Origin of the sequence: Pseudomonas sp. BSw22131, from assembly GCF_026810445.1 — a bacterium.
GTDB lineage: Bacteria > Pseudomonadota > Gammaproteobacteria > Pseudomonadales > Pseudomonadaceae > Aquipseudomonas > Aquipseudomonas huanghezhanensis.
Genome location: NZ_CP113949.1, coordinates 2,643,450 through 2,664,685 on the forward strand (window position 1 = coordinate 2,643,450; position 21,236 = coordinate 2,664,685).

Annotated in this window: 20 protein-coding genes; 14 read left to right on the top strand and 6 right to left on the bottom strand. The window is 60.7% G+C overall.

Features of this window, described 5'->3' with window-relative positions; genetic code table 11:
* Positions 1-15 precede the first annotated feature (15 nt).
* The 5 genes from phnL (at position 16) to OYW20_RS11810 (ending at position 3,768) form a co-directional block, all read left to right on the top strand.
* Positions 16-732 carry a phosphonate C-P lyase system protein PhnL gene (gene phnL, locus OYW20_RS11790; protein ID WP_268800847.1) on the top strand — a complete coding sequence of 239 codons (717 nt, stop codon included), beginning with the start codon at positions 16-18 and terminating at the stop codon, positions 730-732.
* Positions 726-1,898: an alpha-D-ribose 1-methylphosphonate 5-triphosphate diphosphatase gene (locus OYW20_RS11795; RefSeq protein WP_268800848.1), complete on the top strand. Its 1,173-nt coding sequence runs from the start codon at positions 726-728 to the stop codon at positions 1,896-1,898. Before phnL ends, OYW20_RS11795 begins: the two co-directional genes overlap by 7 nt.
* Positions 1,898-2,464 (top strand): phosphonate metabolism protein/1,5-bisphosphokinase (PRPP-forming) PhnN, encoded by a 567-nt coding sequence (gene phnN / locus OYW20_RS11800; protein WP_268800849.1) that lies wholly within the window; start codon positions 1,898-1,900, stop codon positions 2,462-2,464. Before OYW20_RS11795 ends, phnN begins: the two co-directional genes overlap by 1 nt.
* Positions 2,455-3,204: a phosphonate metabolism protein PhnP gene (phnP, locus tag OYW20_RS11805; protein ID WP_268800850.1), complete on the top strand. Its 750-nt coding sequence runs from the start codon at positions 2,455-2,457 to the stop codon at positions 3,202-3,204. The genes phnN and phnP overlap by 10 nt, the downstream gene beginning before the upstream one ends.
* A 234-nt stretch (positions 3,205-3,438) precedes the next feature.
* Positions 3,439-3,768: a thioredoxin family protein gene (locus OYW20_RS11810; RefSeq protein WP_268800851.1), complete on the top strand. Its 330-nt coding sequence runs from the start codon at positions 3,439-3,441 to the stop codon at positions 3,766-3,768.
* A gap of 73 nt (positions 3,769-3,841) precedes the next feature.
* On the opposite strand, the gene moaA is transcribed toward OYW20_RS11810, so the two are convergent.
* Positions 3,842-4,840 (bottom strand): GTP 3',8-cyclase MoaA, encoded by a 999-nt coding sequence (moaA, locus tag OYW20_RS11815; protein ID WP_268800852.1) that lies wholly within the window; start codon positions 4,838-4,840, stop codon positions 3,842-3,844.
* A 63-nt stretch (positions 4,841-4,903) separates the two neighbouring features.
* Positions 4,904-5,731: a formate/nitrite transporter family protein gene (locus OYW20_RS11820; protein ID WP_268800853.1), complete on the bottom strand. Its 828-nt coding sequence runs from the start codon at positions 5,729-5,731 to the stop codon at positions 4,904-4,906.
* A 372-nt stretch (positions 5,732-6,103) separates the two neighbouring features.
* Between OYW20_RS11820 and OYW20_RS11825 the strand changes: the two genes are divergently transcribed.
* Positions 6,104-7,822: an ATP-binding protein gene (locus tag OYW20_RS11825; protein WP_268800854.1), complete on the top strand. Its 1,719-nt coding sequence runs from the start codon at positions 6,104-6,106 to the stop codon at positions 7,820-7,822.
* Positions 7,823-7,847: 25 nt separating this feature from the next.
* On the opposite strand, the gene OYW20_RS11830 is transcribed toward OYW20_RS11825, so the two are convergent.
* Positions 7,848-9,194, bottom strand: coding sequence for a cation:proton antiporter (locus OYW20_RS11830; RefSeq protein ID WP_268800855.1), 1,347 nt, complete (start codon positions 9,192-9,194; stop codon positions 7,848-7,850).
* A gap of 295 nt (positions 9,195-9,489) precedes the next feature.
* On the opposite strand from OYW20_RS11830, the gene OYW20_RS11835 reads away from it, so the two are divergent.
* On the top strand, positions 9,490-11,109 hold the full coding sequence (locus OYW20_RS11835; RefSeq protein WP_268800856.1) for a methyl-accepting chemotaxis protein: 1,620 nt from the start codon (positions 9,490-9,492) through the stop codon (positions 11,107-11,109).
* Positions 11,110-11,130: 21 nt separating this feature from the next.
* Here the strand turns inward: OYW20_RS11835 and OYW20_RS11840 are convergent, their stop codons facing one another.
* Positions 11,131-12,069, bottom strand: coding sequence for a class I SAM-dependent methyltransferase (locus OYW20_RS11840; protein ID WP_268800857.1), 939 nt, complete (start codon positions 12,067-12,069; stop codon positions 11,131-11,133).
* A gap of 109 nt (positions 12,070-12,178) precedes the next feature.
* On the opposite strand from OYW20_RS11840, the gene OYW20_RS11845 reads away from it, so the two are divergent.
* On the top strand, positions 12,179-12,712 hold the full coding sequence (locus tag OYW20_RS11845) for a GNAT family N-acetyltransferase (protein ID WP_268800858.1): 534 nt from the start codon (positions 12,179-12,181) through the stop codon (positions 12,710-12,712).
* 5 nt (positions 12,713-12,717) lie between these two features.
* On the opposite strand, the gene OYW20_RS11850 is transcribed toward OYW20_RS11845, so the two are convergent.
* Positions 12,718-13,971 carry an MFS transporter gene (locus OYW20_RS11850; RefSeq protein ID WP_268800859.1) on the bottom strand — a complete coding sequence of 418 codons (1,254 nt, stop codon included), beginning with the start codon at positions 13,969-13,971 and terminating at the stop codon, positions 12,718-12,720.
* 245 nt (positions 13,972-14,216) lie between these two features.
* On the opposite strand from OYW20_RS11850, the gene hemB reads away from it, so the two are divergent.
* From hemB to OYW20_RS11875, 5 genes are all read left to right on the top strand, one after another.
* Positions 14,217-15,191 (top strand): porphobilinogen synthase, encoded by a 975-nt coding sequence (gene hemB, locus OYW20_RS11855; protein ID WP_268800860.1) that lies wholly within the window; start codon positions 14,217-14,219, stop codon positions 15,189-15,191.
* A 178-nt stretch (positions 15,192-15,369) separates the two neighbouring features.
* Positions 15,370-16,383 (top strand): XdhC family protein, encoded by a 1,014-nt coding sequence (locus tag OYW20_RS11860; protein WP_268800861.1) that lies wholly within the window; start codon positions 15,370-15,372, stop codon positions 16,381-16,383.
* A 114-nt stretch (positions 16,384-16,497) separates the two neighbouring features.
* Positions 16,498-16,905 (top strand): SRPBCC family protein, encoded by a 408-nt coding sequence (locus tag OYW20_RS11865; protein ID WP_268800862.1) that lies wholly within the window; start codon positions 16,498-16,500, stop codon positions 16,903-16,905.
* A gap of 86 nt (positions 16,906-16,991) precedes the next feature.
* On the top strand, positions 16,992-17,756 hold the full coding sequence (gene tam / locus OYW20_RS11870; RefSeq protein WP_268800863.1) for a trans-aconitate 2-methyltransferase: 765 nt from the start codon (positions 16,992-16,994) through the stop codon (positions 17,754-17,756).
* 94 nt (positions 17,757-17,850) lie between these two features.
* On the top strand, positions 17,851-18,540 hold the full coding sequence (locus OYW20_RS11875) for a RibD family protein (RefSeq protein ID WP_268800864.1): 690 nt from the start codon (positions 17,851-17,853) through the stop codon (positions 18,538-18,540).
* A gap of 61 nt (positions 18,541-18,601) precedes the next feature.
* On the opposite strand, the gene ptrR is transcribed toward OYW20_RS11875, so the two are convergent.
* Positions 18,602-19,477: a putrescine utilization regulator PtrR gene (gene ptrR / locus OYW20_RS11880; RefSeq protein WP_268800865.1), complete on the bottom strand. Its 876-nt coding sequence runs from the start codon at positions 19,475-19,477 to the stop codon at positions 18,602-18,604.
* Positions 19,478-19,616: 139 nt separating this feature from the next.
* Between ptrR and OYW20_RS11885 the strand changes: the two genes are divergently transcribed.
* Entirely contained in the window at positions 19,617-21,008 is a 1,392-nt protein-coding gene (locus tag OYW20_RS11885) for an aldehyde dehydrogenase family protein (protein WP_268800866.1), read from the top strand.
* The last annotated feature ends 228 nt before the right edge of the window (positions 21,009-21,236 follow it).

The window sequence follows — 21,236 nt, forward strand, 5'->3', positions numbered from 1 at the left end:
TTTGGGAGCGGCATGATGAATACGCTGATCGAGGTCCGTGACCTCTCGAAAACCTTCACCCTGCACCAGCAAAACGGCGTGGTACTGAACGTGCTGCGCGGGCTGAACTTCTCGGTGTGCGGCGGCGAATGCCTGGTCTTGCACGGCCAGTCCGGTGCCGGCAAAAGCACGCTGCTGCGCACGCTGTACGGCAACTATCTGCCCGCTGGCGGCAGCATTCGCGTACAGCATCAAGGCCAGTGGCTGGAACTGGCAGGCGCCGAACCGCGAGAGGTGCTGGCGGTGCGTCAGCAAACCCTGGGCTATGTGAGCCAGTTCTTGCGCGTGATCCCGCGTGTGGCGACGCTGGATGTGGTCATGGAGCCGGCATTGGCCCGCGGCTGGCACCGCCCGGACGCCAAAGCCCGGGCAGAATCGTTGCTGGCACGGCTGAACATCCCGCAGCGCTTGTGGCAGTTGGCGCCGGGGACTTTCTCCGGTGGCGAGCAACAGCGGGTCAACATCGCACGGGGCTTCATGGTGCCGTGGCCGGTGCTGCTGCTTGACGAACCGACCGCCTCGCTGGACGACACCAACCGCCAGGTGGTGCTGGAGCTGATCAACGAAGCGAAACAGGCCGGGGCCGCCGTGATCGGTATTTTCCATGACCGTGTGGCCCGTGAAGCCGTTTCCGACCGGAATCTGGACATGAGCGCGGCCCAACTCACCGCCAGGGAGTTGCTCGAATGCTGAACGAACAGATCCTCACTCATGCGCGCATCGTCACCGCTGAACAGGTGTTCAACGGCACGGTGGTGCTGCGAAACGGGCTGATCAGCGAGGTCGAAACCGGCCTCAGTCGCTTGCCTCACGCGCAGAACCTCAATGGCGATTACCTGTTGCCAGGGCTTGTCGAGTTGCACACCGACAACCTCGAAAAACACCTGAGTCCACGGCCCGGCGTTGACTGGCCGCAAGCGTCGGCCGTGATGAGCCATGACGCGCAGATCATCGCTGCCGGCATCACCACGGTGTTCGACGCGCTGTCCATCGGCGACGTCAACCCCAAAGGCAAGCGCATGCAGCAACTGCCGGGGATGATCGAGGCCATCGCCCAGGCCAGCGCCGCCAAGATGACCCGCGCCGAACACCGCCTGCACCTGCGCTGCGAAGTCTGCCACCCGGACACCCTCAGCGTGTTCCGTGATCTGGTGGAGCAGCCGTTGGTGCAACTAGTGTCGGTGATGGACCACTCGCCTGGTCAGCGCCAGTTTGCGCTGGAGTCCAAGTACCGCGAGTACTACATGGGCAAGTACCACCTGAGCGACGCGCAGATGGATGAGTTCGTCGTCGAGCAGGTCGCCAACTCGAAAACCTACAGCGACCGTTATCGCCGGGCCATTGTCGATATTTGTCTGGTGCGTGGGCTGTCGGTGGCCAGCCATGACGATGCGACCCTCGCACACGTCGAGGAGTCGGCGGCCTACGGCATGACCATCGCCGAGTTTCCCACCACGCTTGACGCGGCCCAGGGCTGCAGGCGTCTGGGCATGAGTGTGTTGATGGGCGCCCCTAATATCGTTCGCGGCGGTTCGCATTCGGGCAACATCGCGGCGGCGGCGCTGGCGAAAGAAGGGCTACTGGATATTCTGTCGAGCGACTATTACCCGGCCAGTCTTTTGCAGGCGGCGTTTGTGTTGGCCGCGCAACTGGAAGACAACGAGCAGGGCACCGGTCTGGCCAGGGCGATGGCGACGGTCAGTGGCGCACCCGCCAGGGCCGCCGGCCTGACTGATCGTGGCGAAATCCGCGTCGGCCTGCGTGCCGATCTGATTCACGCACGCGGTCATGCTCAACCCGACGGCGTCACGCTGCCGGTGATCCAACAAGTCTGGCGACAAGCGAAGAGGGTGTTTTGATGGCTGGCAGGTTGATCTATCTCATCGGTCCGTCCGGTTCGGGCAAGGACAGCCTGCTGGACGCCGCACGCGCACCCATGGCCGAACGGGGCTGCCGGATTGTGCGTCGGGTCATTACCCGCTCGGCAGAAGCCAAGGGTGAGGCCGCGCAAGCGGTCAGCACCCAGCGCTTCGAGCAGATGCAGGCCGCAGGTGAGTTTGCCCTCAACTGGTTCGCCAATGGCTTGCACTACGGCATCCCCAAACAGATCGATGAGTGGCTGGCTGACGGGCATGACGTGTTGATCAACGGCTCTCGCGGCCATCTCGTCCAGGCACGCGAGCGCTATCCCGATCTGCTGGCTGTGGTGCTGACAGTGGATCAGCCGGTGCTGCGTGAGCGTTTGCTTGCACGCGGACGCGAGTCGGTGGAGGACATCGACGCACGTCTGGCGCGCAATGCGCAATTTGCTTCGGAGCTCACCGCCACGGATTCATCGCTGTTTGTGCTGGATAACTCCGGCGTATTGAGCAGTACCGTGGCGCGTCTGCTCCAGCGCATCGACCGCGAGCGCGCATGCGCCTGAGTTTGCTGGGCACTGGTGATGCGCGTCAGGTGCCGGTCTATGGCTGCGAGTGCCCGGCATGTGGGGCGGCGCGCCAAGACCCGGCGCTGCGACGGCTGCCGTGTTGCGCGCTGGTGGAGTGCGGCGATCAGCGCTGGTTGATCGACAGCGGCCTGATGGACCTGTGTGAACGATTCCCGCCGCGCAGCTTGAGCGGCATTCTGCAGACCCACTACCACGCCGATCACGCGCAGGGCTTGTTGCACCTGCGGTGGGGGCAGGGCCTGGTGATACCGGTGCACGGCCCGGACGACCCGGAAGGGCTGGCGGACGTATACAAACATCCCGGAATCCTGGATTTCAGTCAGCCCTTTGCAGCGTTTGAACGTCGGTTGCTGGGTGACCTTGCGGTGACTGCACTGCCGCTGGTGCATTCCAAGCCGACGTTGGGGTATTTGCTGGAAGGCGGCGGGCGACGTATTGCGTACCTGACCGACACGGTCGGCTTGCCGGAGGCGACGACCGAGCATTTGCAGCAGTTGCCACTGGACGTGTTGATTCTCGACTGCTCAATGCCCCCGCAACCGCAGACGCCGCGTAACCACAACGATATTACGCTTGCGCTATTGATCGTCGACGCGCTGCAACCGCATCAAACGGTACTAACCCACGTCGGCCACACGCTGGACGCTTGGCTGATGCACGCGCCTGGACAGTTACCGGCCAATGTCACCATCGCCCGAGACGGCATGGTGCTGTGACCGCTGCTACAACCGGTCGCGCCAGGCCGTTGGAGGCTTGCCCGCGCTGATTAGTCAGCGGCCTCATCGCGAGCAAGCTCCCTCCCACATTCATCTGCGCACGACTCAACATCTGTAGACGCGAATTCATTCGCGTGGCGTCGGAACTGGTTCAACCCGGACGGCGCCTCGCGATGGCGAGAATGCGAAGGTAAAGTAGCCAGCCCAATTGCCGAGACCTTCCGGAGCACGTCCATGACCACTCTTCCATACGCCAGCAGTGCGCCCGGCCGAGATGAAATCAATGCGCTACCGGGTGTCAGCGTCATCGAATTCGGCACTGACTGGTGCGGCCACTGCAAAGCGGCGCAGCCGCTGATCGCCGAGGTCGCCGCCGATTACCCTGAAGTGCGCCACCTGAAAATTGAAGACGGCAGCGCACGCCCGCTCGGACGCTCGTTTCGCGTCAAGCTCTGGCCAACATTGATTTTCTTTCGCGACGGGGTGGAAGTGTCGAGGCTGGTGCGGCCGACTCAGCTGAGCCTGATCGAGGAGGCGTTTGAGGCGCTGGTGCAAGAGGGATAAGACGTCGGCCAAGGCACCAGGCCCGCCGAAATTGAGTCAGCGGGTAATGTGATGCATGCCATGCATCACAGCTTCAACCCCCCGTCATATTCATGAACCGCACCACCTGCACGTCGTCGTTGATTTCGAAGTTGTGCTGGTACGGCTTCAGTTTCATGGCCTCAATAATGGCTTTTTCGAGCTTTTCGGGATGGCCGGGATTGGCGCGCAGCACGGCTTTGAGGTCCATGGAGTGCTCGTTGCCCAGGCACAGCAGCAAACGGCCTTCGACCGTGACGCGCACGCGGTTGCACGTGGCGCAAAAGTTGTGACTGTGCGGCGAAATAAAACCGATGCGGATGTCCGGCGCCTCGGCGACGCGCCAGTAGCGCGACGGACCCTGAGTGGACTCGGTCGAGTTGATCAGCGTGTAACGCTCGGCAATCCGTTCGCGAACCTGATCGCTGGAGAAAAACGACTCCGCACGGCTGTGTTCGCTGATGGTGCCCAGCGGCATCTCTTCGATGAAGGTGATATCGAGCTTGCGCTCAATGGCAAACGCCACAAGGTCATTGATCTCGTGATCGTTACGACCCTGCATCACCACGCAATTAAGCTTGGTGTGGACGAAACCTGCCGCGTTGGCAGCATCGATGCCAGCGATGACTTTCGCCAGATCACCGGTGCGGGTGAGTTCCTTGAAGCTCGCCGGGTCCAGGCTGTCGAGGCTGATGTTGAGGCGATTGAGGCCTGCGTCGAACAGGGGTTGGGCGAGCTTTTCAAGCTGCGAGCCGTTGGTGGTCATGCACAGTTCGCGAAGGCCGGGCAGGGCGGCGATGCGTTTGCACAACCCGACAATACCGGCGCGTACCAGTGGCTCGCCGCCGGTGAGGCGAATCTTCTTGGTGCCCAGCGCAACAAAGCGCTCGGCCACCTGCTCGATCTCCTCAAGCGAAAGAATCTGCTGGCGCGGCAGAAACGTCATGTCTTCGGCCATGCAATAAACGCAACGGAAGTCGCAGCGATCCGTCACGGAAATCCGTACGTAATCGACTTTGCGTGAAAACCCGTCTATCAACACTCGTTCAGACATTTAATCATCTCAGGCCCGCATCGCCAGCAAAGCCGTGCACGTTGGCACCGCTGCGCGAGGGGGTTACATTTTTTGAGTTTCGCTGGACGCGGCCGCAGTCACGCTAACGTTGGAAAGCGAAGACTGCAGGACGTTCGAATAAGATACGTAATACGCCAAACCGACAAAAATTGCACCGCCCACCGCATTCCCCAGGAAAACTGCAGCGAAGTTTTCGATGAACTGTGTCCAGCTCAACGCGTCGGCAAATATGGCCGCCGGGATGATAAACATGTTGGCGACCACGTGCTGAAAGCCAATGGCGACAAACGCCATGATCGGAAACCACATCGCCAGAATCTTGCCGGCGACGTCTTTGCTGGCATAAGACAGCCACACCGCCAGACAGACCAGCCAATTGCAGCCAATCCCCGAAATGAAGGCCTGACTGAAGTCCGCATTGACCTTGGCGGTGGCGATAGCGAGTGTTTTCTTGAGGAAGACGCCCTCGGTCAGACCCAGCACATGGCCGAAAAACCAGGCTACGAATAGCGCGCCCAACAGGTTGGCAAATGTGACCAGCAACCAGTTGCGGGCCACCGCACCTAAAGTGATGCGTTTGGCGAACATCGCGGTGGGCAGGCTCATCATGTTGCCGGTCAGCAACTCACCACCAGCGAGAATCACCAGAATCAGCCCGATCGGGAAGACCGCCGCGCCCAGCAAATTACCCAGAGAGGCCCACGGCGTCGGGATCATGGTGCTGACGTGAATGTCCAGCAGAAAGCCCAAGGCAATGAAAGCACCCGCCAGAAACCCGAGCACCATCACAGACAACGTGGGCAAATGGGACTTCTTGACGCCAGCTTCGATGGTGATGTCTGCAATCTGCTGCGGGGTATTGATGGACATGGTCTGGACTCGCGCACGATGGAAGGCATCACGACTCAAGGCCGGACGCCTGGCAATTAAGGGTTCTCAAGCGTCCGGTCTCGGTGCGCGACCGTGTACGGATACACGACGGCATGTTCCTGGAAGTGGTTCGATACGAAGAGGAGGCCTTGCAAGGCAAGGCTATTGACCGCCCCGCAGAATCAATTGCTAAGCAAGCTACCGATCTTGGGTCGGAGCGTCCAATCGCTTGTTCTGATCAACTGATCGACGACGTCTATCGGGCTTAAAACGCCTCTGACACACTGATTGTGGTCGGTAAGCGAACTTTCTGATGGGAAACCTGCTCTGTAGTGGGACGCGTCGTCGTACCTCACCGCGAACCCCTGTCCCATGACCGACCATCACGCCCCATTGCCCATTGATGAAGCCCGTCGTATACGGGCGCTGGAGCGCTACGCCATTCTCGACACCCTGCCTGAAAAGGCGTTCGACGACATCGTCGAGCTGGCGACGCACATCTGTCATGCGCCAATAGCGCTGGTCTCGCTGGTGGACGAGCAGCGGCAGTGGTTCAAGGCGTGCGTGGGGCTGTCCGTCACGCAGACACACCGCAACGAGGCATTTTGCGCCCATGCGATTCTTCAACCCGACGCGTTACTGATGGTCGAGGATGCAACAAAGGATCCGCGCTTCAGCGGTAACCCGCTGGTAACGGGCGAGCCTTTCATTCGTTTTTACGCCGGTGCACCGATCGTCACGGACGACGGCCATGCACTAGGCACCGTCTGTGTGATCGACACAGTGCCTCGCACCCTCAGCGCCGGGCAGCAATTGGCGCTGCAGGCGCTGGCGCGACAAACGGCTGCGCTACTTCAACTGCGTGCGCTCAGCGTGCAAAGCGACGAGCAGGCGCGCCACCTCAGTCGTCAGGTAATTGCAGCGCTCGCCGACGACAACGCCGCCCACGCCCGGCTGCGGCAGAATCAGCGTGTGGCCTCCATCGGCCAGCTCACCAGCGGCATTGCCCACGACTTCAACAATCTGCTGCAAGCCATCAGCTCCAGTTTTCAGTTCATCGACCGCAAAGCCCAGCAGCCCGACGTCGTGAGGCGCTGGACACAGGTCGGGTTGCAGGCGGTCGACAAAGGCGCTGCGCTGATCAGCCGCTTGTTGGCGTTTTCAAGGGATTCCGAGCCGACCCTGCAAATGCTCAACATCTGCGAGCAATTGAGCAGTATCGAGCTGATGCTCGGCCGCGTGCTGGGGCCCGAAGTCGGGCTGCAGTTCGACCTGGCTCGGGCACCGGTCAGGGTGCGGTGCGACGCGACTCAACTGGAGTCTGCACTTTTCAACCTGCTGATCAATGCCCGCGATGCGATGCAGGGACAGGGCAAGATCCGCGTAAGCACGCGCTTGATCCAAGTCAACGAAACCCTGGGCGTCGGTCAATACATCGAGCTGATGGTCACTGATAGCGGCCCCGGCATACCCGAGTCTGTGCGCCAGCAGGTGTTTCAGCCGTTTTTTACCACCAAGAAACTGGGTGAGGGCACCGGGCTGGGTTTGTCTCAGGTCTATGGCTTTGCAGTACAGACCGGGGGCGCGGCGTCGGTGTCCTGCGGCGAGCAGTCGGGGACTACGGTGCGTTTACTGCTCAAGGTCAGCGGTCACGACGAGGAACCTTGCATCAGCCCTCAATCCATTACGCAGAATCAAACCATCACCCACAACACTAAAGTGCTGCTGGTTGACGACGATGAAACGTTGCGTGAGGCCCTCGCGCAGTTGCTCATGGACGTGGGCTATGAAGTGCATGCTGTCGGCACCGGATTTGCCGCTGTTCAAGCACTGGAATACGCCAACCCGGACATCCTGATTACCGATTGCCTGATGCGCGACCTCGGCGGCGCAGTCCTGGCCAAGGTCATCAAGCAGATCCGCCCGGAGCTGCCTGTGCTGTTCATGTCCGGGGCGGCAGACCGCAGCGCGCTGATCTGCGACACCGTGCGCGACGAGCTGCTGGTGCAGAAGCCGGTCAGCCTGGATAACCTGCTGAGCAAGATTCATGAGCAACTGCCGCAGCACATGAACGTGGCGTGCCGAGCGTAACCTGGGCTGTGGTCAGACGGGCGACTCAGTCTTCACGCTTGATCGCGTTGCTGCGCTCGTAACGCTCAAGCAGCGGCTGGATGCTCACCCCGTGCAACAAAATGCTCAGGGCCACCACGGACAGCGTCAAGCCAATGGTCGTGTCGATGCTCGCCTCGGGCAAACCATGGGCCAGTGCGTAGCACAGGTAATACAACGTGCCGATGCCACGAATACCGAACCAGCTGACCAAAGCTTTCTGCGGCACGTTGAGTACGCGGCGGCTGATCAACAGCCAGACGCTCAGCGGGCGAATGACACAGAACAGCACCAGCCCCAGACCCACCGCACGCCAATCCCAATACAGCGACAGCGCGGCACCAAGCAAGGTGATCAGCAGAACCTCCATTGAACGCTCTACGATGCCGCCAAAGGCCAGCATGTCGCCCATCATCACGCCAGCGGCGAGCTGGGTATCGCTGAGCGTTTCGGTGCCAGCCGTTGCGTGGGCCGGGTCGCTGTCCAGATGCCCCAGCACCGGCTTGGCCACATGCTCCGAGGGCAACTCGGACTGTGTGACCTGGGCTTCGGCCTGACGCAAGCCCAGCCCTGCGGCAAACACCGACAGAAACCCGAACGCACCCAGTCCTTCAGCGATGACGTACGCCATCGCAATCAGCGCCAACGCCAGAAAGTCATTGGGCGAACAGGTGCTGTCGGAATTCTTGATGCGCAGGTAAATCATCAGGTGCCCGACACCACGGCCCAGACCGTACCCAATCAACACGCCGACGGGTACGCCCCAGACGATGGTTCTCAAGAGCCAGCCTTGCACCCAGTCGAAATTACTGTCGTGCATGCCCAAAAATGCCAGCGCGAAAATCACGAACGGAAAGGCCGTGCCGTCGTTCATGCCGGCTTCGCCCGACAGCCCAAACCTGACCCGGTCGAAATCCTGTGCGTTGTTGACCTGCACCAGGCCGGCCAGCACCGGATCGGTAGGCGAGAGCATGGCGCCCAGCAGCAGAGAGATGCCCCAGGAGATCCCCAGCAGGTAATGCGCCGCCAGGCAGGTGCCAAGAATGGTCAGCAGCATCACCGGCCCCGCCAGCAAATACGCCGCGCTCCATTCCTTGCCGTTAAGCCGTAGTCGCAGCTTGATTCCGGTGTTGAACAGCGAGAACAGCACCGCAACTTCGGTCAGCCGCTCAAGCCATTCGTAGGCGGTGCGCAGATCGAGTTGCATCAGGTCCAGCCCCAGCGGGCCAATGCCGACGCCGAACGCCAGACACACCGCCGAAGTGGTCACGGGCAGCCATCGCAGGTAGGAGGAGGTCAGCGCGAGCAACATCAGCAGGATGCCGAGCACCGTCATACAAAGAATAAAACTCATCCTGCCTCGATTTGTCTGGGGAACGTCGTTCTGTGTGACTGTCGGATGATCGGATAGTTGAAACAATCTGTTTCAAGACTTCGGCGCCGTTGTGCCGATCACGATCGCGTCCGCCGGTTAACGATGTACCGGCGGTCCGGGAGGGTGCAGGTCGTGCTAAAGAAGCGGGTAACGAGGTCGATGGAATAACCCTCTGTTGCACAACGCTTTGCAAGCGAGGGGCAAACGGAGGTGTTGATGTCCATACCTTCGGTTTGCCCGGAGTTTGCGGTCCCTTTCTGCGAGAGTTTCCCGTATGACCAAATCCCTCCGACTCCAGATCCTTGCGTTGCTCAGCGCAAGCCTGGTGCTTGTTCTACTGATCGCGCTCGCCTGCTTTCATTTCCTCTCCAGCGACGTGCAAGCCTATCGCGGACTGCTCAACGGCCCGTTGCAGGGGTCGCAGCTGATTGATCAGACGAACCTGCAGTTCAAAGTGCAGGTACAGGAATGGAAGAACGTGCTGCTGCGCGGAAAACAGCCCGCCGATCGCGAGAAGTTCTGGGGGCAGTTTGAAGATCAGGAGCGTCAGGTTCAGGCATCGCTTGCGCGCTTGAGCGACGTGCCAGGCATTGATGCTGCACTCAAGTCACGCATCGACGTACTCAAAGAGGAGCACCGCACCCTCGGTGCCGCCTATCGCAAAGGTCGCGATGCGTTTATTGCGGCCAATGGCGATCCGGTAGCGGGTGATCAGGCGGTCAAGGGTGTGGATCGTGCTGCCAGCGAACAAATGACCGGCCTGGTGACCGAACTGCGCAAGCAGAGCGATCAACAATCCATTGCGATCAGCGCCTCTGCCGATCAGACGATCCTGCTGGGCACCTTGATCATGCTCGCGTCCGCACTGCTGGTGGGTGTCCTGACGCTGTGGGTGGTCAACCGCAACATCGTCGGCCCGATCCGTATGCTGATCGACTACGTCGCGCAGTTGAGTGAGGGCAAATTCAGTGAACGCGTCAGTATCGAGCGTCAGGATGAACTGGGGCGTCTGGCCGTCGCAGCCAACACCCTGCGAGACTTTTTGGCGGACACGTTCACCCGTCTCAAACGCAGCACCACTGATCTGGACACCGCTGGCGGCGAGCTGAAGGCAATCGCCACTTTGATGGCCCAAGGTACGCTTGAGCAGTTTGAGCGTACCGATCAGGTGGCGACCGCGATGAATGAAATGTCGGCCACCGCCCAGGAGGTCGCACGGCATGCGGCAGACGCCTCCCATGCTGCCGAGGAAGCGGATCGGTATTCCCGTGAAGGGGACAAAGTGATGGGCGCAACTATCACAGCCATCAACCATGTGCGCACCGAAATCAGCAATACAGCGCAAGTGATCCGCCGCCTGGAAACCGACAGCGGGCGCATTGGCAAGGTATTGGAAGTCATCCGCGGAATCGCCGAACAGACCAATCTGCTGGCGTTGAACGCAGCCATCGAGGCCGCGCGGGCCGGGGACGCCGGTCGTGGTTTCGCCGTCGTGGCGGATGAAGTCCGTACTTTGGCCCAGCGCACGGCAGCCTCGACCGCTGAAATCAATCAAATCATTCATTCGGTGCAGACCGGTGCAACCGATGCGGCGCTGGCGATAGAGAGCGGCCAGGCACGCAGCCAGGAAAGCGTCGATCAGGTAGCGCTTGCGGGCACTTCATTACAGCGCATCACTGCAGCCGTGGAGTCGATACGCGACATGAACCGCCAGATCGCGACTGCCGCCGAAGAGCAAACGTCAGTCGCCGAGGACATCTCGCGCAACCTGACCGAAATCACCTCCATTGCGACCACCAATCAGGACAACGTCAAACGCACGCAAATGGCCAGTGACGACCTGCATGGCCTGTCCGCAGGCTTGAATGACGTCATTTCGCGATTGGGCGCCTGACGTCAGCCAGGCGCTTGCCGTTCACCGCTGCGTGAAGACCAGCGCCTTGAGGCCATCGCCGGGTTCGGCCTCGGCAAACTCTGGCGGGTTGTCCAGGCGCTGTACGTATTTCAAGCCCGGGGCTTCCCGGGTGACGCCTTCAATGAGGAAGTCTGCGCCCATGGACGGGTCATTCATGCAGGCCAGCACCGTGCCGCGGTCGGTAAGCAACTCCGGCAGCTTGCGCAGCACGCGCTGATAGTCTTTGGTGAGCAAGAAACTGCCTTTCTGGAATGAGGGCGGGTCGATGATCACCAGGTCATACGGACCGGCGCTTTTGACTTTGCCCCATGACTTGAACAGCTCGTGGCCCAGAAAACTGACTTTGCTCAGATCATGGCCATTGAGTCGGTGATTATCCCGGCCGCGGTTCAGGGCTGCGCGAGACATGTCCAGGTTGACCACCGAATCAGCGCCGCCCGCAATCGCTGCCACAGAAAACCCGCAGGTGTAGGCGAACAGGTTCAAGACCCGCATGCCTCGTGCGTTGGCCCGCACCCAGTCGCGGCCGTAGCGCATGTCGAGAAACAGGCCGCTGTTCTGTTTTTTGCCGAAATCGACGAGATAGTGCAGGCCGCCTTCAGTCAGCTTCCATTCGTCGAGGTGTTCCCCCGCGAGCCACTCAATTGTGCTCTCGGGCAAATAGCGGTGTTGCAGCAATAGCGTGTGAGCACCCGATGTTGTCCAGGCCGCTGCGTCGAGAATCTGCTGCAGCAGCGCCTTGAGCCCTTGCAACTCCTCCTCGGCGGGCGCTTTGAACAGCGACACCAGCACCACGCCTTGCATCCAGTCGACAGTCAGTTGTTCCAGTCCCGGCCAGCAGCGGCCACGGCCGTGGAACAGACGTCGGGTTTCAGTGGGCGGGTTTTCCAGGCAGGACAACAGATGACGTTGCAGGGTAACGAGCGCTTCGGGGTTCATTGAGAGTATAGACGGCGAGAAATGGCCGGCAGTTTAAACGTATTTACGGCCCCCGCGTCGTCGGTTCATCATCGCGCCTCGTCCCTCTCGAACACTGAAGAAGACCTGCATGAACCACGACCTCATTCTGCGCGATGCCCGCGACGACGACATGCCCGCTGTTCAAGCGATCTACGCCCAACACGTGATTCATGGCACCGCGAGCTTTGAGCTGGAAGCCCCGTTACTGGCGGAAATGCTGCGCCGTCGGGCGGACATCCTGAGCCACGAATTGCCCTATGTGGTGGCCGAGCGGGCGGGCGAGGTGGTCGGTTACGGTTACGCGACCTTGTACCGTCCGCGGCCGGCCTACCGTTTCACCGTCGAGGATTCGGTGTACGTGCGCGATGGGCTAGGCGGCCTGGGTATCGGTCAGGCGCTGTTGCAACTGATCATCGAGCGCTGCACCGCAGGCGGACGTCGGCAGATGATCGCGATCATCGGCAACAGCGAAAACACTGCATCGATCCGCTTGCATGAGCGCATGGGATTTCGCCAGGTCGGGGTGTTTGAGTCGGTGGGTTTCAAGCACGGCCGCTGGCTGGACACAGTGCTGATGCAGCGCCCACTGGGCGAGGGCGCTGCAAGCGTACCGACGGGTTGAGCGAATCAGCCGGGGACCGCGGCAGGCACCGATGTGTCATCGGCAGCACTGGACCGATTGAGCGTCTCGGGCACGGCCACCAACAGCATGACGAAGGCCACGGCGGCAATCGCAGCCAGGGTCAGAAACGCCGCGCTATAACCCGCCTGTTGAATGACCAGACCGGCCAGGCCGTTGCTCAAGGCTGCGCCCAGCCCGAATACGGTGGTGATCGCCCCAAGGCTGACGTTGAAGCGTCCCGTGCCCGCGGTCAGATCCTTGACCACCAGAGGCAGCAGCGCGCCAAACGCACCGGCGCCGATGCCGTCGAGCAATTGCACTGACACCAGCCACCACGGGTTGTCCGACAGCACATACAGCACGCCCCGCAACGGCAGAATCATAAAGCCTGCCAGCAACAGCGGCTTGCGGCCCCAATCGTCAGCCTTTGTCCCGACCAGCCAGGCCACCGGTGCCATCACTATCTGCGCCGCCACGATGCAGGCAGAGGTCAATGGCGTGGCAAGGCTGATGTCGATCTGTGACAGCTTCTGACTGACCATTGTCAGCATCGCTGCGTTAGCCAGGTGAAACAGGCCGCAGCACACTGCGAAGACCAGCAAAGGCCGATTGGTCAGCAGCGCCGCCAGGCCTGACGGGTGCTCTCCCGATTTCGAATGCGCCGGATCGAAACCGCGCGCCACGTCATGGTCGATGGCATCGGCCGACACAAAGCTGACCGCGAACACGCTCGCCACCGCCATGAACGCCATCAGGTAGAACACCGCGACTGGCCCGAACACCCACGAAAAAAGTCCTGCCAACAGCGCCGCACAGGCGTTGCCCGCGTGGTTCCAGGTCTCGTTGCGCCCGGTCCGGCGCGTGAACGCCTTGGGGCCGGTGATCCCCAGCGAAATCGCAGCGATGGCTGGCGCGAACACCGAGCCTGCGATGGCGCTGATGGACTGGGTAATGGCGACCCAGGTGAACGAATGAATGAACGGCAGCACCAGGCAACCTGCCGTCACCAGAAAGGCGGCGAGGGCCACGATAAGCCGCTTGCTTTTGGAACGGTCGATCAGCGCGCCGGCCGGGGTTTGGGTGACCAGCGCGGCAATGCCGGCCAGGGTCATCACCAGACCGATGCTCGCCGGGTCCCACTTGTGAACGGCCAGCAGGTAAATCGACAGATAAGGCCCCAGTCCATCGCGCACGTCGGCAAGAAAGAAATTGAGACCGTCCAGGGAAAAGTTATTGCGTCGATCTGCGTGTGTGTTCAAGGCCGGTCTCGCCTGAAAGGGCGCTGCGATATGCGCGCCGTCCGATAGCAATGACATGCCCTGCAAACTTTTAGTTGCGCAGCGGTAGATGAAATTTTCGCGATCACTGTTGCAGCTCCGACAATTGTCTTTATCGCTCCGATATTTGAATCGTTGCCGCCACCGGCATAAGCTTCGCGCCATTCGTGTTGGCCTGACGCTTTATCCGAGCCAATGTCCCGGCAAATTATTTTCCAGGAACTCCCATGTCCAGTCTGTTTCCAGCTGCCCGTCCACGTCGCTTGCGCAGTAACGAGCAGTTACGCTCGCTGTTCCAAGAGTCCGAATTCACCCTGAACGATCTGGTCCTGCCGATTTTCGTTGAAGAAGAAATCGACGATTTTGTGCCAATCAACAGCATGCCCGGTGTGCACCGTATTCCGGAATCGAAGCTGGCACAGGAGATCGAGCGCTACGCCAAGGCCGGTATCAAGTCGGTAATGACCTTTGGCGTGTCGCACCATCTGGACGCCACCGGCAGCGATACCTGGAACGAGAATGGCCTGGTGTCACGTATTTCCCGCACGATCAAGTCGGCCGTGCCGGAGATGATCGTGATGTCCGACACGTGTTTTTGCGAGTACACCGATCACGGCCATTGCGGCGTGATGCATGAAGGTCACGTCGACAACGACGCCACCATCGAAAACCTCGGCAAACAGGCGGTCATGGCTGCGCGCGCGGGTGCCGATGTGATTGCACCGTCGGCTGCGATGGACGGGCAGGTCAAAGCGATTCGCGCGGCCCTGGACGCAGCTGGCTTCACCCAGACGCCGATCATGGCGTATTCCACCAAGTTCGCCTCGGCGCTGTATGGCCCGTTCCGCGAGGCCGGTGGCAGCGCATTGAAAGGCGACCGCAAGACTTATCAGATGAACCCGATGAACCGTCGTGAGGCGCTGCGTGAGTCTCTGATGGACGAAGCCGAAGGCGCCGATGCGCTGATGGTCAAGCCTGCCGGCGCCTACCTGGACATCATCCGCGACATCCGTGAAGCCTCGCACCTGCCACTGGCTGCGTATCAGGTCAGCGGCGAGTACGCGATGATCAAGTTCGGTGCGCAGGCTGGTGCCATCGACGAGCAGCGCGTTGTCCGCGAATCCCTCGGCGCGATCAAGCGTGCAGGCGCAGATTTGATCTTCACTTACTTCGCGATGGATCTGGCGTTGAGCGGGATTTGATCGAGCGCTTGCAAGGGCTGAGCGCGTGGGCGTGCGTGTGGATGATCGAGCCGGCGAGACGGCCTCAACAACGCGGGCTTTCTGAGCGAACTTATCGCTGCCCCGTGCGCTCCTACCAAAGTCCGGCCGGGCATCCGCTGTCTTCTGGCCGTGCATCCCTTATCAGCAGGAGGTCCCATTGGACAGTGTCGATCTGAACGTGCTGAAAAGCGTTCGCCAATGGCGCCTTGAAGGCCACCGCGTATGGCTGTACACCGTGATCCAGACGTGGGGCAGTGCACCGCGTCCGCCCGGCGCAATGCTCGCCCTGCGCGACGATGGCGTGGTCACCGGTTCCGTATCCGGCGGTTGCATTGAGGACGATCTCATCAGCCGCGTGCAGGCGCAGTCGGCAGAGATGTCTACATCCGAACGCGTGCAACTGGTCACCTATGGGGTGACCAAGGACGAAGCGGCGCGTTTTGGCCTGCCGTGTGGCGGCACCTTGCGCCTGACCGAAGAGCAGGTGGTCGAGGACGCATGGGTCGATGACTTGCTGGCGCGTTGCAATAACCATGAAATCGTTTTCCGTGAGGTGGCGCTCGCCAGCGGTCAGGTGACCCTGGGCACCGCCAATCGTGACGACGTGCTGAATTTCGACGGTCACACGCTGCGGGCCATATACGGCCCACGCTGGCGTTTGTTTCTGATCGGTGCAGGGCAGTTGTCGCGTTACGTGGCATCCATGGCGCGCATGCTGGATTTCGAAGTGCTGATCTGCGACCCGCGTGAGGAGTTCGCGTTTGGCTGGGAGGAAGAGGGCGCCCGGTTTGTGCCGGGAATGCCGGACGACGCCGTCGAGTCTATTGTGCCGGATGCGCGCACGGCCATCGTGGCGCTCACTCACGATCCCAGGCTGGACGACATGGCGTTGCTCACGGCGCTCAAGTCCGATGCGTTCTACATTGGTGCGCTGGGCTCGCGGGTCAACACGTTGAAGCGTCGGGAAAACCTCGCGCTGCTGGGCCTCTCCGATGACGAAATCAGCCGCCTGCACGGTCCGATCGGTCTGCACATTGGCAGTCACACGCCGCCTGAAATCGCGTTGTCGCTGATGGCCGAGATCGTGTCCATCAAGAACGGCGTGCTGGCCGTGCAGAAAAAGCCATTTGTGCAGGCACAGCCGGCCGTTCAGGTTGAGGCAGTCATGTAAGCGTTGGCGGTATCGTGCGCTTGGGCTGTTGCGTTGACTGTGCGTGATCACAGTGCTGACCCCGGCCTGCCGAGTGCAGGCTTTCCTAACTACGTTCACCTCTGGAGAATCCCCATGGCAACAGCATCTGCATCCCTGCATCTGGCCGTACCGGCCGACAAAGTGTGGCAACTGGTTGGCGGTTTTTCCGCGCTGCCTGACTGGCTGCCATTGATAGCCAGCAGCGAACCGGCTGAGGGAGGCCGCTTGCGCAAGCTCACCACCCAGGATGGCGCGTCGATCACTGAGCGCCTCGAGACTTACGATAATCAGGCGCGCACTTACAGCTATTCGATCACTGAAGGCCCCTTTCCGGTGACCGATTACCTGGCAACGCTGCAAGTGAGTGTGTCGGGTGACAACCAGACGCTTGTTACGTGGTCTGGACGCTTCACCCCGAACGGCGTGTCCGATGCCGAGGCGTCAGCGCTGTTTCAAGGGGTTTACGAAGGAGGTCTGGAAGCGTTGAAAGGCAATTTCTGAGGCGCGGTAACGACCTGTATGGGCGCGTGTAAACGCAGCTGATAGAGCCCGGGCCTTGCAGCACAGCACCCCAACAAGGAGTTAACATGACTTGGTCTGCCAGGCAGTATTCAACGTTTGAACAGGAAAGGACCCGCCCGGTGCGTGATCTGGTCGCCGCTATCGCGACCACCGATGTACAAGCAGCAGTCGATTTGGGTTGCGGTCCCGGCAACTCCACGCAAGTGCTGGCTGAGCGCTTCCCGCAAGCGACCGTCGCCGGCCTCGACAGCTCGGACGACATGCTGGTAAGTGCCCGGGAGCGTCTACCGACGCTCGATTTTGTGCTTGCCGATATCGCGTCCTGGAATCCCGATCAGACCTACGACGTGATACTGGCCAATGCATCGCTGCAATGGGTCACTGATCACACAGAACTGTGTCCGCGGCTGGTGAGCAGGCTTAACGCGGGCGGCAGTCTGGCGGTGCAGACGCCGGACAATATGCAAGAGCCTTCCCATCGCCTTGCCCGTGAGGTGGCCGCCGAGGGTCCGTGGGCCAGCAAGATCGCTGACGTGCGCCATCCCCCACGGCATAACGCCACGTTTTACTACGAGTTGCTGCAACCTCTGTGCAGCTCGGTGGATGTGTGGCGTACCACCTATCACCATCCATTGGCAGGCGGGCATCAGGCGGTCGTCGAATGGTTCAAGGGTTCGGCCCTCAGGCCCTATCTGGCGCCGCTGGATGAGGATGAAAAAGCGGCTTATCTGTCGCGTTATCTGCAGGCCATCAGCGAAGCGTACCCAGCATTGGCCGATGGCACCGTACTGTTGCCGTTTCCTCGATTGTTCGTGGTCGCGCGCCGCTGATCCCGGTGGGGCTGGGCTGAATTCGGGGTGAACTATCGCGGGCGCGGGCGGGTCGGTTTTACATGCCGACTGATTAACCTGCCTGGAGTTAGCGATGAAGCCCTATGTGATCTGCCACATGATGTCGTCCCTGGATGGCCACGCGTTGACGGACGGTTGGGACCGTCCCTTCAAAAAAGCCGCGGGCGAGCTGTACGAAAAGCTCGCTGAAACGTTCGCCTTCGATGCGTGGGTATGCGGACGCGTGACCATGCAGGAAATCGCCCACGACGAGGGCTATCCCTCCGGGCTCGCCACTGCGCCTATCCCGCGCACCCACCATTTTGCCGACCGCGACGCAGCCAAATACGCGATATCCATCGATCCCCACGGCAAGGTGGGCTGGAAGAAAAATCAGGCGCTGGATTCACATATCGTCGAGGTGGTGACGCAAGCGGTGTCCGACGACTACCTGGCCTATCTGCAATCGATTGGTGTGTCTTACGTGTTTGGGGGCAAAACCGAAATAGACCTGCACGTCGTCGTCGAGTTACTGGCGAGCGAATTGGGCATCAAACGTCTGGTGGTCGAAGGCGGCCCGAATGTCAGTGGTTCCTTTGTGGCGGCTGGCCTGGTGGACGAGGTCAGCGTTCTGTTGCTGCCATTGGTCGACGGGCGAGGGGACCATCCTGCTTCGTTCGAAATCGCCCCTGAGACCTGGAAACAACCCGCGCACCTGACGCTGGACTCGGCCGAGGTGCAAGAGGGCGGCGGAGTGTGGTTGCGTTATAAAACGGTGAAGTGAGGGTTTCTGATTCGATAACCTGCTCCAAATCGACAATCCGCGGACCGGGTTCATCAATCGCTCACGTCACGCTTTCAACACTCACCGGCTGCAGCAAGGCAATCAATGCATTCAGCGCCGGTGACCGCTGGCCCCGGCGCCATGCCAGCCAGATGTTCAGGTAACGAAACGCGTCGCTCAATGGATAGACGTTCACGTTTCGCCCCCCCGGCATGCTGTCTAGCATGCTGCGCGGCACCATCGCCACGCCGGCTCCGGCGGTCACGCAGGCGAGCATGCCGTGGTAGGACTCCATCTCGAAGATTTTGCCGGGTGTCGCCAGGTCTGCCTTGAACCACGACTCGAAATGTCTGCGGTAGGAGCAGTTCTGGCGGAACGCATAGACCGTTTTGCCGTTGACGTCCTGCGCGCGGCTGACAGGGGTGTGACTCGACGGCGTGATCAGCACCATTTCCTCTTCAAACAGCTCACTGCCTTCCAGGTCCGGGTGGCGCAGCGGCCCGTCGACGAAAGCCGCGTTCAGGCGCCCTGAAACCACCCCATCGATCATGTCGCCGGACGGCCCGGTAGAAAGCGCCAGCTCGACTTTCGGGTAGCGTTGGTGAAAGTCCGCCAGCAGTCCGGGAATCCGCACCGCCGCTGTGCTTTCCAGCGATCCCAGCGTGAAGATGCCTTGGGGTTCGCTGCCGGAAGTCGCTTGTCGAGCTTCCTCGACCAGTTCCAGAATTCGCTGGGTGTAACCCAAAAACGTCCAGCCGGTGGCCGACAGGCGCAAGCGCAGCTTCTCGCGGATGAACAGGTCGACGCCCAGTTCCTGTTCCAGCTGTTTGATCCGCGTGGTGAGGTTGGAGGGCACGCGGTGCAAACGCTGCGCCGCGCCGGTAATGCTTCCTTCCTCGGCAACGGCTTTGAAGAGTTCGAGCTGGGTCAGGTCCATATCTTCTCCGAAAGAGAATGAATCGTTGATTATTATTCATTATTAAATTTGTGCGTCGCAGCCTATCGTTGGCATCACATTCAAGCAATAGACGGCAGTCGGCCGCCGCCGATCCAGTCACGATGGGAGAATATTGATCATGTCCAGGCACGCATCCACCACGCACGCTATTTCACTGAACCCCGCCAGCGGCCAGGTTTTTGCGGAGTATCCGTTTGAGAGTGTCGAGCAACTCGAACAGTCGCTGGAACGCGCTGCGGCAGGGTTCAAGGTCTGGCGAGAACAGCCTGTCAGCGGTCGAGCGCAGGTTTTGGTAAACCTGGCGCGGGTGCTGCGCGAAAAAACCGAAGCGATGGCGCAAATGATCACGGCGGAAATGGGCAAGCCGATCGCTCAGGCCCGCGCTGAGATCGAGAAATGCGCCGTCACCTGCGAATGGTATGCACAGCATGGTCCGGCGATGCTGGAACCCGAAAAGACCTCAGTCGAAAACGACAAGGCCTACATCGCGTATCGGCCGCTGGGTCCGGTGCTGGCGGTCATGCCGTGGAACTTCCCGGTCTGGCAAGTCTTGCGCGGCGCCATCCCGATGATTCTGGCGGGCAACGGCTACGTGCTCAAACATGCGCCGAACGTCATGGGCTGCGCCTTTTTGCTGCGCGACGTCTGGCGTGAAGCGGGCCTCACCGAAGGCGTTTTCGAGGTGATCAACGCCACTAACGAGGGCGTGTCCAAGGCCATCGCTGATCCGCGCATCGCTGCCGTTGCCGTGACCGGGAGCGTTCGGGCAGGCTCGGCAATTGCGAGCCAGGCAGGCGCTGCGCTGAAAAAATGCGTGCTGGAACTCGGCGGTTCCGATCCGTTCATTGTGCTGGCCGATGCCAACCTGGACGAAGCGGTCAAGGCCGCGATGGTCGGTCGCTATCAGAACAGCGGACAGATCTGCGTGGCCGCCAAGCGCATCATCGTGCAAGAGAGTGTGTTGCAGGCGTTCACCGACAAGTTCGTCGCGGCGGTCACCGCGCTCAAGGTCGGCGACCCGCAGCTGGAGTCGACTTACATCGGGCCAATGGCCCGTTACGATCTGCGCGACGAGCTCCACGGTCAGGTCCTGGCCACATTGTCCGAAGGCGCGTCGTTGCTGCTCGGCGGCGAAGCCATTGCGGGTGACGGTAACTATTACGCGCCGACCATTCTGGCCGATGTGCGCCCGGGCATGACCTCGTTCAAAGAAGAGCTGTTTGGCCCGGTCGCCTCACTGATCGCCGCCCGTGATGCCGAGCATGCAGTGGAGCTGGCAAACGACAGCGAATTCGGTCTGGCGGGCAGCGTCTGGACCGCCGACGAAGCCCTCGCTCGGGACATCGCGTCACGCCTGGAAACAGGCGGCGTGTTCATCAACGGTTACACCGCTTCCGACGCCCGTGTGCCAATTGGCGGGGTGAAGAAAAGTGGTTTCGGGCGCGAGCTGTCGCACTTCGGCATCCGGGAGTTCTGCAACGCGCAGACGGTGTGGATTGATCGTCGCTAAGGCCGATCAGACTATAGAAAACCCCGCCGGGCGTACCGTGCGGGGTTTTTTTATGAGTATTAAGTTGCGGATTAAGTTGCCACTTAAGTCGTGAAAAAGAATAGAAGTTTTAAATGTTTATTGTCGTGTAGGTCATAACCTTCGTTGTTATCGGAAGAGGCATTCACAGAGCGTCGTCTGCGTCTGAGTTCCAATCGCGCTTTCCTGATTCATAGTATTTCTCTCTGG

Bases quoted from the DNA above. Each gene is read 5' to 3' on its own strand.
- phnL (WP_268800847.1), top strand. From the start codon at position 16: ATGAATACGCTGATCGAGGTCCGTGACCTCTCGAAAACCTTCACCCTG.
- OYW20_RS11795 (WP_268800848.1), top strand. From the start codon at position 726: ATGCTGAACGAACAGATCCTCACTCATGCGCGCATCGTCACCGCTGAA.
- phnN (WP_268800849.1), top strand. From the start codon at position 1,898: ATGGCTGGCAGGTTGATCTATCTCATCGGTCCGTCCGGTTCGGGCAAG.
- phnP (WP_268800850.1), top strand. From the start codon at position 2,455: ATGCGCCTGAGTTTGCTGGGCACTGGTGATGCGCGTCAGGTGCCGGTC.
- OYW20_RS11810 (WP_268800851.1), top strand. From the start codon at position 3,439: ATGACCACTCTTCCATACGCCAGCAGTGCGCCCGGCCGAGATGAAATC.
- moaA (WP_268800852.1), bottom strand. From the start codon at position 4,840: ATGTCTGAACGAGTGTTGATAGACGGGTTTTCACGCAAAGTCGATTAC.
- OYW20_RS11820 (WP_268800853.1), bottom strand. From the start codon at position 5,731: ATGTCCATCAATACCCCGCAGCAGATTGCAGACATCACCATCGAAGCT.
- OYW20_RS11825 (WP_268800854.1), top strand. From the start codon at position 6,104: ATGACCGACCATCACGCCCCATTGCCCATTGATGAAGCCCGTCGTATA.
- OYW20_RS11830 (WP_268800855.1), bottom strand. From the start codon at position 9,194: ATGAGTTTTATTCTTTGTATGACGGTGCTCGGCATCCTGCTGATGTTG.
- OYW20_RS11835 (WP_268800856.1), top strand. From the start codon at position 9,490: ATGACCAAATCCCTCCGACTCCAGATCCTTGCGTTGCTCAGCGCAAGC.
- OYW20_RS11840 (WP_268800857.1), bottom strand. From the start codon at position 12,069: ATGAACCCCGAAGCGCTCGTTACCCTGCAACGTCATCTGTTGTCCTGC.
- OYW20_RS11845 (WP_268800858.1), top strand. From the start codon at position 12,179: ATGAACCACGACCTCATTCTGCGCGATGCCCGCGACGACGACATGCCC.
- hemB (WP_268800860.1), top strand. From the start codon at position 14,217: ATGTCCAGTCTGTTTCCAGCTGCCCGTCCACGTCGCTTGCGCAGTAAC.
- OYW20_RS11865 (WP_268800862.1), top strand. From the start codon at position 16,498: ATGGCAACAGCATCTGCATCCCTGCATCTGGCCGTACCGGCCGACAAA.
- tam (WP_268800863.1), top strand. From the start codon at position 16,992: ATGACTTGGTCTGCCAGGCAGTATTCAACGTTTGAACAGGAAAGGACC.
- OYW20_RS11875 (WP_268800864.1), top strand. From the start codon at position 17,851: ATGAAGCCCTATGTGATCTGCCACATGATGTCGTCCCTGGATGGCCAC.
- ptrR (WP_268800865.1), bottom strand. From the start codon at position 19,477: ATGGACCTGACCCAGCTCGAACTCTTCAAAGCCGTTGCCGAGGAAGGA.
- OYW20_RS11885 (WP_268800866.1), top strand. From the start codon at position 19,617: ATGTCCAGGCACGCATCCACCACGCACGCTATTTCACTGAACCCCGCC.